This window comes from Streptomyces sp. CB02009, from assembly GCF_001905825.1.
GTDB lineage: Bacteria > Actinomycetota > Actinomycetes > Streptomycetales > Streptomycetaceae > Streptomyces.
Genome location: NZ_LIVV01000003.1, coordinates 636736 through 652222 on the forward strand (window position 1 = coordinate 636736; position 15487 = coordinate 652222).

General features: G+C 73.0%; 13 protein-coding genes. 6 read left to right on the forward strand and 7 right to left on the reverse strand.

The genetic code is table 11. The features are described 5' to 3' along the window. Positions 1 to 193 precede the first annotated feature (193 nt). Positions 194 to 1312 (reverse strand): magnesium and cobalt transport protein CorA, encoded by a 1119-nt coding sequence (locus AMK27_RS15550; RefSeq protein ID WP_073907073.1) that lies wholly within the window; start codon positions 1310 to 1312, stop codon positions 194 to 196. 155 nt (positions 1313 to 1467) lie between these two features. On the opposite strand from AMK27_RS15550, the gene AMK27_RS15555 reads away from it, so the two are divergent. Together AMK27_RS15555 and AMK27_RS15560 are read left to right on the forward strand one after the other, a co-directional pair. Beyond that, positions 1468 to 2619: a winged helix DNA-binding domain-containing protein gene (locus AMK27_RS15555; protein ID WP_073907078.1), complete on the forward strand. Its 1152-nt coding sequence runs from the start codon at positions 1468 to 1470 to the stop codon at positions 2617 to 2619. Continuing rightward, complete coding sequence (locus AMK27_RS15560; protein WP_073907083.1) at positions 2609 to 3100, forward strand: SUKH-3 domain-containing protein; 492 nt, start codon at positions 2609 to 2611, stop codon at positions 3098 to 3100. The genes AMK27_RS15555 and AMK27_RS15560 overlap by 11 nt, the downstream gene beginning before the upstream one ends. Before the next feature lie 56 nt (positions 3101 to 3156). On the opposite strand, the gene AMK27_RS15565 is transcribed toward AMK27_RS15560, so the two are convergent. After that, positions 3157 to 3972, reverse strand: coding sequence for a helix-turn-helix transcriptional regulator (locus AMK27_RS15565; protein WP_073907086.1), 816 nt, complete (start codon positions 3970 to 3972; stop codon positions 3157 to 3159). Between the two features lie 91 nt (positions 3973 to 4063). Between AMK27_RS15565 and AMK27_RS15570 the strand changes: the two genes are divergently transcribed. Both AMK27_RS15570 and AMK27_RS15575 read left to right on the forward strand, forming a co-directional pair. Then, positions 4064 to 5749, forward strand: a complete 1686-nt coding sequence (locus AMK27_RS15570) for an AMP-binding protein (protein ID WP_073907090.1) — start codon at positions 4064 to 4066, stop codon at positions 5747 to 5749. Continuing rightward, on the forward strand, positions 5746 to 7377 hold the full coding sequence (locus AMK27_RS15575) for an AMP-binding protein (protein ID WP_073907093.1): 1632 nt from the start codon (positions 5746 to 5748) through the stop codon (positions 7375 to 7377). The genes AMK27_RS15570 and AMK27_RS15575 overlap by 4 nt, the downstream gene beginning before the upstream one ends. Positions 7378 to 7432: 55 nt before the next feature. On the opposite strand, the gene AMK27_RS44175 is transcribed toward AMK27_RS15575, so the two are convergent. From AMK27_RS44175 to AMK27_RS15590, 3 genes are all read right to left on the reverse strand, one after another. After that, entirely contained in the window at positions 7433 to 8002 is a 570-nt protein-coding gene (locus AMK27_RS44175) for a GNAT family N-acetyltransferase (RefSeq protein ID WP_073907097.1), read from the reverse strand. Between the two features lie 19 nt (positions 8003 to 8021). Continuing rightward, entirely contained in the window at positions 8022 to 8825 is an 804-nt protein-coding gene (locus AMK27_RS15585; protein ID WP_073907100.1) for a TIGR04222 domain-containing membrane protein, read from the reverse strand. Positions 8826 to 8928: 103 nt separating this feature from the next. Further along, on the reverse strand, positions 8929 to 9501 hold the full coding sequence (locus AMK27_RS15590) for a hypothetical protein (protein WP_241847517.1): 573 nt from the start codon (positions 9499 to 9501) through the stop codon (positions 8929 to 8931). A gap of 1157 nt (positions 9502 to 10658) precedes the next feature. On the opposite strand from AMK27_RS15590, the gene gcl reads away from it, so the two are divergent. Beyond that, entirely contained in the window at positions 10659 to 12446 is a 1788-nt protein-coding gene (gcl, locus tag AMK27_RS15595) for a glyoxylate carboligase (protein ID WP_073907105.1), read from the forward strand. A gap of 12 nt (positions 12447 to 12458) precedes the next feature. Here gcl and AMK27_RS15600 read toward each other — a convergent pair whose 3' ends face one another. Then, on the reverse strand, positions 12459 to 13484 hold the full coding sequence (locus AMK27_RS15600; protein ID WP_073907109.1) for an ArsR/SmtB family transcription factor: 1026 nt from the start codon (positions 13482 to 13484) through the stop codon (positions 12459 to 12461). Positions 13485 to 13541: 57 nt separating this feature from the next. Between AMK27_RS15600 and AMK27_RS15605 the strand changes: the two genes are divergently transcribed. Next, the gene (locus AMK27_RS15605) at positions 13542 to 14768 is read left to right on the forward strand and encodes an MFS transporter (protein ID WP_073907114.1); all 1227 of its coding nucleotides are present in this window, start codon (positions 13542 to 13544) and stop codon (positions 14766 to 14768) included. Here the strand turns inward: AMK27_RS15605 and AMK27_RS15610 are convergent. Continuing rightward, a complete protein-coding gene (locus AMK27_RS15610) occupies positions 14704 to 15369 on the reverse strand; it encodes an HNH endonuclease (protein ID WP_073907117.1) in 666 nt (221 codons plus the stop codon). The two genes, AMK27_RS15605 and AMK27_RS15610, sit on opposite strands and share 65 nt — an antisense overlap. Between the last annotated feature and the right edge of the window lie 118 nt (positions 15370 to 15487).

The following is a 15487-nucleotide window of genomic DNA, read 5'->3' on the forward strand; positions in this document are numbered from 1 at the left end:
CACTCTCGGTGACCGCTGACCGTCAACCTTACTGTGGGGCCGTTCCCGTGGTCGCCGCAGGCATGCAAGCAAGGGGCAGCAGGCGTTCACTCCCCGGCGTCGCGCATTCTCCCCAGATTCTCCCCAGGGGTGCGGAACGCCCTCTTCCAGGCGTTCGCGTCTGTGAAGGAGATCGGGGCGTGGTGGGGTTTTGCTACAGCCAGTCCTTCCGCTTGAAGACCACGTACAGACTCGTGCACACCGCCGCCATCAGCACCACTGCGAAGGGGTAGCCCCCCGCCCAGTGCAGCTCCGGCATGTTGTCGAAGTTCATCCCGTAGATCGTTCCCACGAGTGTGGGTGCAAACAGAATCGCCGCCCACGAGGAGATCTTCTTGATCTCCTCGTTCTGCTCGAAGCCCGCCTCCGCCAACGCCCGCATCTCCGCGTTCTGTTGCTGGGTGACCAAGGTCGCGTTGACGGTGAGGATGTCCGCGAGTGCCTGGCGGAAGCCGTCGACGCGTTCGCTGGTGTGGGTGACATGGTCCGCCACGTCGCGGAGGTAGCGCTGGAGTTCCTCGTCCGTGCCGTACTTGGCGAATCCAGCCATCAGGCCGTGCAGCATGCCGACCAGGGGGCGGGTGGCGCGCTGGAACTCGACCATTTCCCGGGAGAGTTCGTAGATGCGGCGGGAGACCGCCGGGTCGCCGCCGAAGACCTCCGTCTCGATCTCGTCGATGTCGTTCTGCACGCCCGCCACCACCGGCGCGTAGCCGTCGACCACCGCGTCGAGGATCGCGTACAGGACCGCCTCCGGGCCCAGGGCGAGCAGTTCCGGGTCCTTCTCCATGCGGCGGCGGACCGTGGAGAGGTCCGGTGCGGCGCCGTGGCGGACCGTGATCAGGAAGTCCGGGCCCACGAAGATGTGCAGCTCGCCGAACTCGACCTCCTCCTGCGCGTCCAGGTAGCGGGCCGCCCGGAGGACCACGAAGAGCGTGTCGCCGTACCGCTCCAGCTTGGGGCGCTGATGGGCCTCCAGCGCGTCCTCGACCGCCAGTTCGTGGAGGTCGAACTCGGCTGCCAGGGAGTGCAGTTCCTCCTCCGTGGGGCGATGGAGGCCGATCCACGCCATGCCGTCCGGGTGCTCGCGCAGCTGCCGGAAGGTCTCCGCGAGCGTCGCCGGGGACGAGACGCGGCGACCGTCCCGGTACAGGCTCGCCTGCACCACGCTCCGCCGCTCCTCCTCCGCCGTGTCCGCCGCCTCCGGGGTGGCGTTCGTCGGCGGCTCCGCCTGGGGGCGGCGCCAGGCCTGGCGTGGGCGGCGGTCGGACATCTCGTGCACCTCCTGAGTCTCCGGGAGAGATATGAAGGATATATGGGGTTAGTTTCGGGTGAATGGGATGGATCGGCGTGCATTCCGTCTTGTGGTCGCGGTCCGATCCGGCCTTGCGGACCGTATCTGTCCGCAAGGCCGGATAGCGTGCCGCCATGGCCCTCAAGACGACCCACCCCGTGCTCGGTGCCCGCGCCCTGAACCGTGCCACCCTCGACCGCCAGCTGCTCCTCCGCCCCGCCTCCCTGGGCGTCGCGGAGGCCGTCGAGCACCTTCTCGGGCTGCAGGCGCAGAACACCAAGCCCCCGTACTACGCGCTCGCCGCCCGCCTCGACGGATTCCGCCCCGAGCAGCTCTCCGCGCTCATAGAGTCCCGCGACGTCGCCCGTATCGTCACCATGCGGTCCACCGTGCACACCCACACCGCCCGCGACGCGGTCGCCCTGCGCGGGCTCGCGCAGGGCGGGGCCATCGACCGCGAGCTCGCCATGTTCGTGTCCCGCGGGGGTCTCGACGGCGTCGACCTCGACCGGCTCGCCGACCTCGCCCGCGCGCTCGTCGCCGAGCGGCCCCGCACCCCGAAGGAGCTGCGCGAAGAGCTGCTTCCCGAGTGGCCCGACGCGGACCCGCAGTCGCTCTCCGTCGCCGCCCGCTGCCTCCTTCCGATGGTCCAGGTGACCCCGCGCGGCCTCTGGGGGCGCGGTGGCCAGGTCGCGCTCACCACGACCGATCAGTGGTTCGGCGATCTCGCGGGCGATGCCGCAGGCGATCCCGCCGAGGATCCGGCCGGCGGCGCCGCCGATCTCGACGCGACCGTGCTCCGCTACCTCGGCGCCTTCGGACCCGCCTCCGTCAAGGACATGCAGACCTGGTGCGGCCTCACCAGGCTCGGCCCCGTCTTCGAGCGGCTGCGTCCCGGGCTCCTCGTCTTCCAGGACGAGCGCGGCACCGAACTCTTCGACCTGCCCGACGCGCCCCGCCCGGACGAGGACACCCCGGCACCGCCGCGCTTCCTCCCCGAGTTCGACAACCTGCTGCTGTCGCACGCGGACCGCAGCCGTGTCGTGCCGGCCGAGGCGAAGGGCCGCACCTGGACCGGGAACCAGGCCCACCGCGTCTTCCTCCTCGACGGCTTCCTCGCCGGGCTCTGGCGCCTCGACGAGGGCAAGGACCGCACCACCCTCACGGTGGAGCCCTTCGCGCACGTGACGCGCGCCCAGCGCGCGGCGCTCACCGCCGAGGCCGAGCGGACGCTCCGGCTCATGACGCCGTCGGACATCCCGTACGAGATCGTCCATGCGGAGTGACGGCGTAGACGGCCGGGGGACGGGCGCGCGATCCGTCGCCGCCGCCCTCGGCGCGGCCGGCTGGTACACGGGGCGTGACATCGGCGCGCGGCTGCCCGGGCTCCTGGCGCTCGTCGTCGACCGGTTCGCCGAGGAAGGGCACCCCGTCGAGGCCTTCCGGGCCGCCCAGGACTTCGTCCGGGAATTCGGCGGTCTGCGCCTGGTGATTCCGGGAACGCCGCCCGACGCCGTCGCGTTCACTCCGCACTGGATCTACGAGGAGAGCGGCGAGGACGTCGCCGAACTCGCCCGGAACCTGGGCAGGAGGCTGTTCCCCGTCGGATACGAGGCGTTCGACGGGGCGATGGTGCTCATCGACGACACCGGACGCTTCTTCCTCCTGCACCACACCGGGCCCTACTTCCTGGGCCCGACCTCGCACGAGGCCATCAGCTGCCTGCTGTACGGGCCCCAGCGGGAGGCGCGGGACTTCTTCGCCTGACACCCCGGCCGCGGCACCCCAGCCTCCCGGTGCTCCTAGGACAACCCCCGGCACCCCTACGGCAGCGCCCCCGCCCTCCGCGCCGCCACCACCGCCTCCAGGCGGGTGTGCGCGCCCAGTTTGCGCATCGCCGAGCGCAGATAGCCCTTGACCGTCTCCGGGCGCAGGCCGAGGCGGGTCGCCGCCGTCGCGTTCGTCGCGCCCGAGGCCACCGCCGCCAGGACGTCCGTCTCCCGGGGGGTCAGTGCCACTCCCGGCAGGTCGCGAGGCGCCCCCGAGGCCGTCTCCAGGCGGCCGCAGACCGCGAGCAGGCGCTCCCGCAGCGCCGGGTCCAGGACCTGCGGGGCCAGTTCGCGCAGCTCCCCGTACGCCTGGCGGACCTCCTCCCAGGACGGTCCGGGAGCGGGGGGCGTGTCGAGGCGGCCGACCTCGTCCCGTACGGCCAGCGCCTGCTCCACGTCACGGGCCGCCGCGACCGCCGCGTCGAAGACCCGCTCGCCGATCGGCAGGGCGTCGCGCAGTGCCCCGTACAGGACACCGCGTACCTTGCGGCGTACGACGACGGGCACCGCGATCACCGAGCGCAGCCCCTCCGCCGCGACCGGGCCGTCGTACTCGTGGGTGATGTGCCGGGCCGAGGGGTAGTCCGTGACCGCGCACGGCCGCGACAGGGCCAGGCACTTGCCGCCGAGGCCCGAGCCGGTCGAGATCGTCAGGCCGTGCAGCGCGGGCGTCACCGCCCCGCAGGTCTCGCCGATCCGCATCGCCCGCCCGTCCTGGAGCAGCCCGCCGAAGACCACGGGCAGCCCGCTGCCCCGGCGCAGCCGCAGCAGCGCCGCGCGCAGCTCGGTCGTTTCCCTCTGCTCGGGCACGGGACCACTCCTTCACCCCCGAACGGGGGTAGTGAGACCTGGGTCACTGATTACACGATGTCCGGGACGGGTCCCGCAACGAGGAGGACGTATGACGGCACAGGGCGCGACCGGTGCGACGGAGAGGTTCCGGGCCGCCCGGGACTTCCTGCTCCAGCACCGCGAGGACTACGGGGCGGCCTACGAGGGCTTCGCCTGGCCCCGGGCCGACCGGTTCAACTGGGCGCTCGAATGGTTCGACGTCATCGCCGAGGGCAACGACCGGACCGCGCTCCACCTCGTCGAGGAGGACGGCTCCGAGACCAAGGTGTCCTTCGCCGAGATGTCCGCGCGCTCCAACCGCGTCGCGAACTGGCTGCGTGCCCAGGGCGTCCGCCCCGGCGACCGGATCATCGTGATGCTGGGCAACCAGGTCGAGCTGTGGGAGACCGTGCTCGCCGCCATGAAGCTGCGCGCCGTCGTCATCCCCGCCACCCCGCTCCTCGGCCCCGCCGACCTCCGCGACCGCGTCGACCGGGGCCGCGCCCGGCACGTCGTCGTGCGTGCCGAGGACGCGGCCAAGTTCGACGACGTCCCGGGGGAGTACACCCGGATCGCGGTCGGCGGCGACGGGGTGAGCTGGCTGGGGTACGAGCACGCCGCCCGCGAGTCCGAGGTGTTCGAGCCCGAGGGCGTCACCCTCGCCGACGACACCCTCATGCTGTACTTCACCTCGGGCACGACCGCCCGTCCCAAGCTGGTCGAGCACACCCACACCTCGTACCCGGTCGGGCACCTCTCGACGATGTACTGGATCGGGCTCAAGCCCGGCGACGTGCACCTCAACATCTCCTCGCCGGGCTGGGCCAAGCACGCCTGGTCCAACCTCTTCGCCCCGTGGAACGCCGAGGCGACCGTCTTCATCCACAACTACACGCGCTTCGACCCGGCCCGGCTGATGGACGAGATGGAGCGCAACGGCGTCACCAGCTTCTGCGCCCCGCCGACCGTGTGGCGGATGCTGGTCCAGGCCGACCTGAGCCGGCTGAAGACCCCGCCGCGCGAGGTCGTCGCCGCCGGCGAACCGCTCAACCCCGAGGTCATCGAGTCCGTACGGCGCGCCTGGGGCGTCACCATCCGGGACGGCTTCGGCCAGACCGAGACCGCCGTCCAGGTCTCCAACAGCCCCGGCCAGCGTCTCAAGGAGGGCTCCATGGGCCGCCCGAGCCCCGGCTTCCGGGTCACCCTCGTCGATCCGGCGAGCGGGCGGGCGGACGTGGCGGAGGGCGAGATCTGCCTCGACCTGTCCACCCACCCGGTGGGCCTGATGACCGGGTACCACGGAGACCCGGAGCGCACGGCGGAGGCGATGGCCGGCGGGTACTACCGCACCGGTGACATCGGCTCCCGGGACGCCGAGGGGTACATCACCTACATCGGACGCGCCGACGACGTCTTCAAGGCGTCCGACTACAAGATCAGCCCCTTCGAGCTGGAGAGCGCGCTCCTGGAGCACGAGGCCGTGGCCGAGGCCGCCGTCGTCCCCGCCCCCGATCCGCTGCGGCTCGCCGTCCCCAAGGCCTACGTCGTCCTCGCGGCCGGCTGGGAGCCCGACGCGGAGACCGCGAAGGCCCTCTTCGCCCACTCGCGCGCGGTCCTCGCCCCGTACAAGCGGGTCCGGCGCATCGAGTTCGCCGAACTGCCCAAGACCGTCTCCGGCAAGATCCGGCGGGTGGAGCTGCGCCGACTGACCGCCGAGGGCGGCGGCAGGGAATTCCTGGAAGGGGACCTCGCATGACCACGTCCGGCACCGCCGCGCCCACCGAACTCTCCTACGCCCACGGGGTGTCGGAGACCCCGCTGCTCGGCGACACCATCGGCGCCAACCTCGACCGGGCCGTCGCCGCCTGGCCGGACCGGGAGGCGCTCGTCGACGTGCCCACCGGACGCCGCTGGACGTACGCGCAGTTCGGCGCCGACGTCGACCGGCTGGCCGGGTCCCTGCTCGGCAGCGGGGTGCGGAAGGGCGACCGGGTCGGCATCTGGGCGGTCAACTGCGCCGAGTGGGTCCTCGTGCAGTACGCCACCGCCCGGATCGGCGCGGTCATGGTCACCATCAACCCCGCCTACCGGCCCCACGAGTTGGCGTACGTCCTCAACCAGGCCGGGATCACCCTGCTCTTCGCCTCGCTCGCGCACAAGACCAGCGACTACCGGTCCATGGTCGATCAAGTGCGGTCCGAATGCCCGGAGTTGCGCGAGGCCGTCTACTTCGGCGACCCGGGCTGGGACGCGTTCCTCGCCCGTACGCCGGGAGAGCTGCGCCCCGAGCCGCTCTCCTGCGACGAGCCCGTCAACATCCAGTACACCTCGGGGACCACGGGCTTCCCCAAGGGGGCCACGCTCTCCCACCACAACATCCTCAACAACGGTTACTTCGTGGGCGAGATGATCGCCTACTCGGAGCAGGACCGCATCTGCCTCCCGGTGCCCTTCTACCACTGCTTCGGCATGGTCATGGGGAACCTGGCCGCCACCTCGCACGGGGCCTGCATGGTGATCCCCGCGCCCTCCTTCGACCCGGCCGCCACCCTCCGGGCCGTGCAGGAGGAGCGCTGCACCTCGCTCTACGGGGTGCCCACGATGTTCATCGCCGAGCTGAACCTCCCCGACTTCGCCGGCTTCGACCTGTCGAGCCTGCGCACCGGCATCATGGCCGGATCGCCGTGCCCGGTGGAGGTGATGAAGCGGGTCGTCGCCGAGATGAACATGGCGGAGGTGTCGATCTGCTACGGCATGACCGAGACCTCGCCGGTCTCCACGCAGACCCGCCGCGACGACGACCTGGAGCGCCGCACGGGCACGGTCGGCCGGGTCATGCCGCACGTCGAGGTGAAGGTCGTCGACCCGGCGACCGGCCTCACCGTCGGGCGCGGCACCGCGGGCGAGCTGTGCACCCGCGGCTACAGCGTGATGCTCGGGTACTGGGACGAGCCGGAGAAGACCGCCGACGTGATCGACTCCGGCCGCTGGATGCACACCGGCGACCTGGCGGTGATCCGCGAGGACGGCTACGTCCAGATCGTCGGCCGCATCAAGGACATGATCATCCGCGGTGGCGAGAACGTGTACCCGCGCGAGATCGAGGAGTTCCTCTACGGGTACCCGAAGATCGCCGACGTGCAGGTCGTGGGCGTGCCCGACGAGCGCTACGGCGAGGAGATCCTCGCCTGCGTCATCCCCCGCGACCCGGCCGACCCGCCCACCCTGGAGGACGTCACCGCCTTCTGCCGCGACCGGCTCGCCCACTACAAGATCCCGCGCCGGGTGGAGATCCTCACCGAGTTCCCGATGACGGTGAGCGGCAAGGTACGGAAGGTGGAACTGAGGCAGCGGTACGGGGACGGGGGCGGCGGACCCGCGTGAACCCGGGCCCGGCCGGGCCGCCCGGCGGCCGCCCACCGCCCGGCGGTCCGGCCGCCTAGCCGCTCTGCCGGGCCTCCAGGGACTCCGGAGCGCCCGCGCCCGCCGGAGCGGGGTCCACCTCCCGGCGCATGCACACCCGGGGCCAGACCGAGAGCCCGTGGGCCGCCTCCGCGCGGCTGATGGCGCGCAGGCCCTCCGTGAGCGCCGGGTCGGAGTCGGCGAGCGGACGGAAGCCGAGCCGCGCGTAGTACGGCGCGTTCCACGGCACCTCGGCGAACGTCGTCAGGGTCAGCGACGCCAGGCCCTGCTCCCCGGCGGCCGCCGCCAGGTGCTCGATCAGGGCCCGGCCGACGCCCCGGCGGGCCGCGTCCGGATGCACCGACACCTGCTCGATGTGGGCGGAGCCGTCGACCGTGTCCGTCAGCAGGTACGCGACCGGGCGGTCGGCGGCGTCCACCGCCACCCACGCCCGGCCCGCACACCGATAGGACTCCAGGACGTCCAGGGGCAGCGGGTCGTCGTCGGCGATCGCCGCCATGCCGAGCGTGCGGAACGGCTCGCCCGCCGCCCGTTCGATGTCCTGGAGCAGCGGGAGTTCGGCCGGAGCGGCCGCTCTGATGCGCATACGACAGTATGGCGCGGCCTCACCCCGTACCGTCGCCCGGAACCGGACCCCTTTCCTGCGGAGGCCGGTTCCCGTCCACGTCGCCCGGCCGGTCGAGCAGCCCGCCGTCCCGCGAGAAGTGGGGGAGGAACAGCGCGAGCGCCGGATCGCCGTACAGCGCCACGTACAGCTGGACGAGCCGTCCGTCCGTCACCTCACGCCGATGCGCCGGCAGCGGGTACCGCTCCCGCAGCCCGGCGAGGAGCCGCCGCGCCGCCCGGGTCGCGTGCGGCAGCCGCAGCAGCACCGCTGCCGCGAGCAGGACGGGCAGGGCCCCGGCCGCCAGCGCCCCGGCCAGGCCCGTACCGCTCGCCTCCGTCGCGTACGCCCCCACCGCCACGGTCAGCGGTACGCAACCGAGCAGCGCCCTGGCCGCCCACAGCCGTGTCGTCGGCCGCAGCAGCCCCGCCCCCCGCAGCTCGTGGCCGAGCGCGTCCACCGCCCGCCGTGCCTCGGGGCGCAGCGTGAGGTCACGCAGGGCGAACGCCCGGTGGAGCGCCCCGTGCACCCCGAGCTGGACGGGGTCCCGGGTGCGGCCGGGGCCGCCGTTGGCCCGAATCGTATGTTTGCGACCCGCCGCGACCGCCCCGCGCTGGTGCAGTGCCACCAGGGCCACGGTGACGGCCGCCCGTCGCCCGCCCCGCAGCAGCGCGAGCGCCTGCGGCGGTGGCACGTCGTCCGGACGCGGCCCTTCGCTTTCCTTGCTGCGGCTTCGCAACAACGCGACGGCGAGGAGCAGTTGACCGCAGGCCGCTCCTATGAACCACCACATCCCCGTCGGCATGACGCCCACCCCCCGAGGGTGTTGTGCCCGGGAGAGCGTGATCGTCACGCGTGAATGGCCGGTTTCGGATGCCGAGGTGTTGTGGGCATCGCGTGCGCCGCGCTCAGACGGCGCCCGCGGCCAGGTCGTCGGCGGCGCCGTTCACCGGCTGCGGGGTGCCGGTCAGGTCCAGCACGAAGAGCGGGAGCCCGATCTCGGCGGCCCGCGAACGGGCCTCCGGGGTGTAGCCCGCGAGCGAGAAGAACACGCTCACGGAGGAGCCGCTCAGCCCGTTCAGCCAGAGGCACTCGACGGCCCGGAGCCCGGTGGGCCGGGTGCTCGGGTCGACCTGTGCGACCAGGCCGGGCGCCCGCAGGTCCACGCCGGACGCGGGACGCTCCTCGGGCTGGACCACGTCCCGGAACCCCAGCCAGCGCAGATACCCGGCGGCCGCGGCGACCGCGTCCCGGGCGGTCCGGATGGTCAGCGGCCGGAAGTCCCCGCGCACCGGGGCCGGACGAGGGGCGGTGGGCGGCAGCGGTATGTGGAGGGGGTAGCGCTCGGCGAACGTGCGGGGCCCGCCCGGACGGGGCGGGTCGGCGGGCCGCCGGTGGGAAGCGGGCCCCGGTACGGCTCCGGGGGCGTCGGAGGCCGGACCGGATGTCCCTCCGGGGGCGCCGGGGGCCGGGCCGGACATCCCTCCGGGGGCGCCGGGGGCCGGGCCGGATGTCCCTCCGGGGGCGCCGGGGGCCGGGCCGGATGCCGCTCCGGGGGCCGTGCTCGCGGGTCCGGGACCCGTACCGAACCACGCCGAGCCGGGCTCGACGGGCTGGGGGTCGTCCGTGCCGGGGGAGGCGTCGGCACGGGGCGACGGGCGGTCGTCCGCGGAGATCGCGTCGGAAGGTGACGGACCGAACGGATCGGACGGACCGGACGGACCGATGGCCCCGGAGGGGCCGGACGCCTCGGACGCTCCGGACGGCTCGACGGGCTCGGTCGGGCCGGCCGGGCCGACCGAGCCGGACCAGGACAAGTGCGGCGAGGGCGAAACCCGGCCGCCGCCGATCGCTCCCCGCTCCGCAGCGCCCGTACCGGGACCCAGACCCGTACCCCGACCCGGACCCGGATCCGTACCTGGACCCGGACGTGGATCCGTACCTGGATCCACGTCCCCGCCCGTACCCGTGCCCGGACGCGACCCCGCACCCGCACTCACGCCCGGACGCGTACCCGAGCCCGTGACCCCGTCCGTGTCCCTGTTCCCGGCCGTGGCCGATCGGTCCGCGCCCGCTTCCGGCCACGGTCCGGTGGCTCCTCCGGAGCCTTCCGCGGGCCCGCCGGTCCTCGGGGTCCCCGACTCCACCGCCCGCACCGGTACCCGCAGGACCGTCCCGCACGTGCAGCCCGTCTCCGGGTGGGGCCAGTCGTCCTCGCGGCCGCAGGCTCCGCAGCGGACGGTGACCCACTCGTCCGTCCAGTTCCGGTGCGTGATGCGTTCCGCCGGCACGCCCGTGGCGAGGGGCGGCGCCACCGGGCTGCCGCACGCGCAGGGGAAGACGGGTGCCGCGTACGCCTGCGTGCGCAGGCATTCCGGGCAGCGCACCGGTACCGACTCGCCCACAACCAACCCCCTGTCGTTCCGTCCCATCGTCCACCCATCGGACGCCTCGGGGGGAGGTGTTCGGCCACTTCCGTGATCCCGCCGGTCGGACTTCTCTTGACGGCTCTCAGGACCCCGACCTACATTGCTTCCGTATAGCAGAACAGTATTTCCGCATTACGGAAACAAGCCGCTCCGGGCTCCCGAGCCGACCGGTGGGCTTGGATCCGCCCGGCCGAAGCAGGAGCACTCCCATGCCTCGTATGACCGCCGCCGCAGCGGCCGTTGAGATCCTCAAGCGCGAAGGCGTCACCACCGCGTTCGGCGTGCCCGGCGCGGCGATCAACCCCTTCTACCGCGAGCTCAAGAACGTCGGCGGCATCGGCCACACGCTGGCCCGCCACGTCGAGGGCGCGTCCCACATGGCCGAGGGCTACACCCGCGCCAAGGCCGGCAACATCGGTGTCTGCATCGGCACCTCCGGCCCCGCCGGCACCGACATGATCACCGGCCTGTACTCGGCGATCGCCGACTCGATCCCGATCCTGTGCATCACCGGCCAGGCTCCGGTCTCGAAGCTCCACAAGGAGGACTTCCAGGCCGTCGACATCGCCTCCATCGCCAAGCCGGTGACCAAGGCCGCGACGACCGTCCTGGAGGCCGCGCAGGTCCCCGGCGTCTTCCAGCAGGCCTTCCACCTGATGCGCTCCGGCCGTCCCGGCCCGGTCCTCATCGACCTGCCGATCGACGTCCAGCTGACCGAGATCGAGTTCGACCCGGAGACGTACGAGCCGCTGCCGGTCTACAAGCCGCGCGCCACCCGCGCCCAGGCCGAGAAGGCGCTGAGCTTCCTCCTGGAGGCCGAGCGCCCGCTGATCGTCGCCGGCGGCGGCATCATCAACGCCGACGCCACCGACCTGCTGGTCGAGTTCGCCGAGCTCACCGGCATCCCGGTCATCTCCACCCTGATGGGCTGGGGCACCATCCCGGACGACCACGAGCTGGCCGCCGGCATGGTCGGCGTCCAGACGGCGCACCGCTACGGCAACGCGACCTTCCTGGAGTCCGACACCGTCATCGGCATCGGCAACCGCTGGGCCAACCGCCACACCGGTTACAACCTGGACGCCTACACCAAGGGCCGGAAGTTCGTCCACGTCGACATCGAGCCCACGCAGCTCGGCAAGATCTTCGCCCCGGACTACGGCATCGCCTCCGACGCCAAGGCCGCGCTGGAGCTCTTCATCGAGATCGCCAAGGAGTGGAAGGCCGCCGGCCGGCTCCCGGACTTCTCCGCCTGGGCCGCCTCCGCGCAGGAGCGCAAGGCGACGCTGCAGCGCCGTACGCACTTCGACAACATCCCCCTGAAGCCGCAGCGCGTCTACGAGGAGATGAACAAGGCCTTCGGCCCGGAGACCCGGTACGTCACCACCATCGGCCTCTCGCAGATCGCCGCGGCCCAGTTCCTGCACGTCTACAAGCCGCGCCACTGGATCAACTGCGGCCAGGCCGGCCCGCTCGGCTGGACCATCCCGGCCGCCATCGGCGCCGCCACCGCGCAGCCGGACACCCCGGTCGTCGCCCTCTCCGGCGACTACGACTTCCAGTTCATGATCGAGGAGCTGGCGGTCGCCGCCCAGCACAAGGTCCCCTACGTCCACGTCCTCGTGAACAACGCCTACCTCGGCCTGATCCGTCAGGCGCAGGGCGGCCTGGGCATCAACTTCGAGGTCAACCTCGAGTTCGAGAACATCAACACCCCGGAGATCGGCGTCTACGGCGTCGACCACGTCAAGGTCGCCGAGGGCCTGGGCGTCAAGGCGATCCGCGTCACCGACCCCGACAAGCTGGGCGAGGCGTTCGAGGAGGCCAAGAAGCTGGCCGTCGAGCACCAGGTCCCGGTCGTCGTCGAGGCCATCCTGGAGCGCATCACCAACATCGCGATGAGCAAGACGGTCGACATGAGCGACGTCACCGAGTTCGAGGAGCTGGCCACCGAGCCCGGCCACGCGCCGACCGCGATCAAGGCCCTCACGGTCTGATCGTCCCCCTCGTCAGAGGGACCGACCCCCGCCCCGAGGAGCACCGGGGCGGGGGTCTCCCGCGTGTCCGCGCTGCGCCCGCACCAGCACGGCGCCCGCCTCCGTCCACTCGTACAGCACCGAGCGGCCCGCCCGTCCCCGCCGTACGAGTCCGGCGTCGAGCAGCACCTTCAGATGCCGTCCCACCGAGCCGAGCCCCTGCCCGGTCAGCGCCACCAACTGGCTGGTGGACAGCGGCGATCCGAGACGGACGAGCACACCCGCCCGCGCCGGTCCGAGCAGGGTCGCGAGCGCCTCGGGCACGACCGGCCCCGCCGTATCCGCCAGAACTCCCGCGCAGGGATAGACGATCGCGCTCCGCTCCGACCCCTCCCACGACACCCAGCCGGTGGCCGGCGTCACCGGGACCAGCAGCAGTCTCCCCCTCTCCAGGGAACGCGCGGGATAGTCACGGGTGTTGACCTGGAGTCGGCCGTCGCCGAGCCAGCGCGTCCGGCCCGGGATCAGTTCGTCGAGCGCCGCCGCCCAGCCCTCCCGGCTCAACCGTGCCGTCCGTGCCGTCACATCGGCCTGAAGGACGCGCCGCCGCCGCGCCCATTCCGGCAGCACCGTCTCCCGCCACACCCAGCCGAGCACGCCCGCGAGCCGCTGCGGCAGGTCGCGCGCCGAGCGCAGCGGCTCCGGCACCGGGCCGCCGATCGCCACGGCCAACTGGGCCACCGCGTCCGTCGGTTCGGTCGCGAGGACGGCCTCGACCTCCTCCTCGAAGCTCCGCTCGCGGTCACCCGAAGGGGTGGGAGTGAGGAAGTCCGCGTTCCAGGTGGGCCCGATGGCCGCCCGTACCAGCAGCGCGTCGAGCGGCTCGGCCGCGAGCCGCTCCCGGTACGCGGCCAGATGCCGGTCGAGCCAGCCGCGCTCGCCCGGGTGCGTCATCGCCCCCGCGTGCAGGGTCTTGAGCGAGGCGACCGTCTCGGCGAGCGGTGAGAGGACGAACCCGCTTCCCGCCAGGGTGTCCGCACCGATCCGCCACCAGCCCATGTTTCGCCTCCCCGCGAAACATTACCGGCGGCCGGGGCGCTCCCCGAGACTCCCCGCATGCCCCGCTACCGCGACCTCTTCCGTACCCCCGAGTTCACCCCGCTCTTCCTCACCGGGGCCGTCCACACCGCCGCGCAGACGGTCGCCGGGCTCGGGCTCGCCACGCTCGTGTTCCGCGCCACCGGCTCCCCGCTCCTCTCCGCGCTCGCCCTCTTCGGGCCCTCCCTCGCCCAGCTGATCGGCGCGACCACCCTGCTCTCGGCCGCCGACCGGCTGCCGCCGCGCGCCGCGATCTCCGGGATCGCGCTCTGCTTCGCCCTCGGCACCGCGCTCCTCGCGGTTCCCGGCCTGCCGACCTGGGCGGTCTTCGCCGTCCTGCTCGTCGAGGGGCTCGCCGCCTCGCTCGGCGGCGGCGTGCGCCACGGCCTCCTGAACGAGATCCTCGCCCGCGAGGACTTCCTCCTCGGCCGCTCGGTGACGAACATGGCCGTCGGCGTCTGCCAGATCGGCGGCTTCGCGACCGGCGGCCTCCTCATCGCCCTGTTCTCGCCGCGGGGCACGGTCCTCGTGGGCGCCGGCCTCTACCTCGCCGCGGCGCTCCTCGCCCGCCTCGGCCTCGGGGCCCGCCCGCCCCGTGCCGCCGGCCGCGCCTCGGTCGGCGAGACCTGGCGCACCAACCGGCGGCTGCTGTCCTCGCCCGCGCGCCGCCGCGCCTACCTGGCCCTCTGGATCCCCAACGGGCTGATCGTGGGCTGCGAGTCGCTCTTCGTGCCGTACGACCCCGAGCGCGCCGGGCTCCTCTTCGCCTGCGCCGCGCTCGGGATGCTGGCCGGCGACACCGTCGTCGGCCGCTTCCTGCCGGCCCGGCTGCGCGGGCCGATCCGCTTCCCGCTCCAGGCGCTGCTCGCGGCCCCGTTCCCGGTGTTCCTCCTGGACCCGGCCCTGCCGCTCGCGCTCCTCGCGGTGACGGTCTCGGCGAGCGGGTACGCGGCGAGCCTCCTGCACCAGGAGCGGCTGATGGCCCTGGTGCCGGAAGAGCTGAGCGGTCACGCCCTCGGCCTCCACACCTCGGGGATGCTCGCGCTCCAGGGGGTGAGCGCGGCGCTCGCCGGCGCCCTCGCCCAGTACACGTCACCGCGCACGGGGATGGCGCTCCTCGCCCTCGCGTCGCTGACCGTGACGTACGCGCTGGCACGGGCCGAGGCGAGGGCGCAGGGGCCTACTCCGGTGCCGCCGAGCGGATCACGACCGTCTCCTCGCACGGACCGTCGGCGAACAGCTTGAGCGCCTCCACCTCGTCCTTGTCGGCCGACAGGCCCCAGCGCAGCTTGGTGGACACCCACTCGCCGACGTAGCGGCAGTACCGGGCGGCGTCCGCGGGGACCCACTCGGCGGGGTCCCGGCCCGCCTTGTCCTGCCGGCTGCGGGCGGTGACGGCGACGAGGGTCGCGGTCGCGCCCTGGTCGTTCGCGAACCGCTCGCGCCGGGACGCGGTCCAGCCGGACGCCCCGGACTCCCAGGCCTCGCCCAGCGGGACGAGGTGGTCGACCTGGAGGGCGGCCGGGTCGGTGACGCTCTGGCCGTCGTAGTACGAGGTCCAGCGGCCCCCGGTCAGCGCGCAGCCGGTCCCGGCGGTGGGCGCGTCGACGGCTTCGGCGAGCAGGACCTCGGAGCGGGTGTCGCAGCCGTCGGTGGCGTCGAGGCCGGCGTTCCAGTGCGGGAACGCGGCCGCCGTGAAGCCGTCCGGGGCCTCCGACGCCTCGGTGAGCTCGGCGAGCGCGTCGGGCAGCATCACGACGTTCGCCGAGAGGGCGGGGGAGGTGACGGCGAGCGGGGACAGGATGAGGGCGAGCGGGGTGAGCCCGCGCACCAGGTTCTTGATCATGTACGAGTGGATAGCGCCGGCGACCGGGCACGGAGGCCCCGAACCGCGGTGCGCTCCTCCGAGCGGGTGCGGATCTTCACCGCAGAAACGATGCGCTGGCCGACGGCGGGCGCACAGA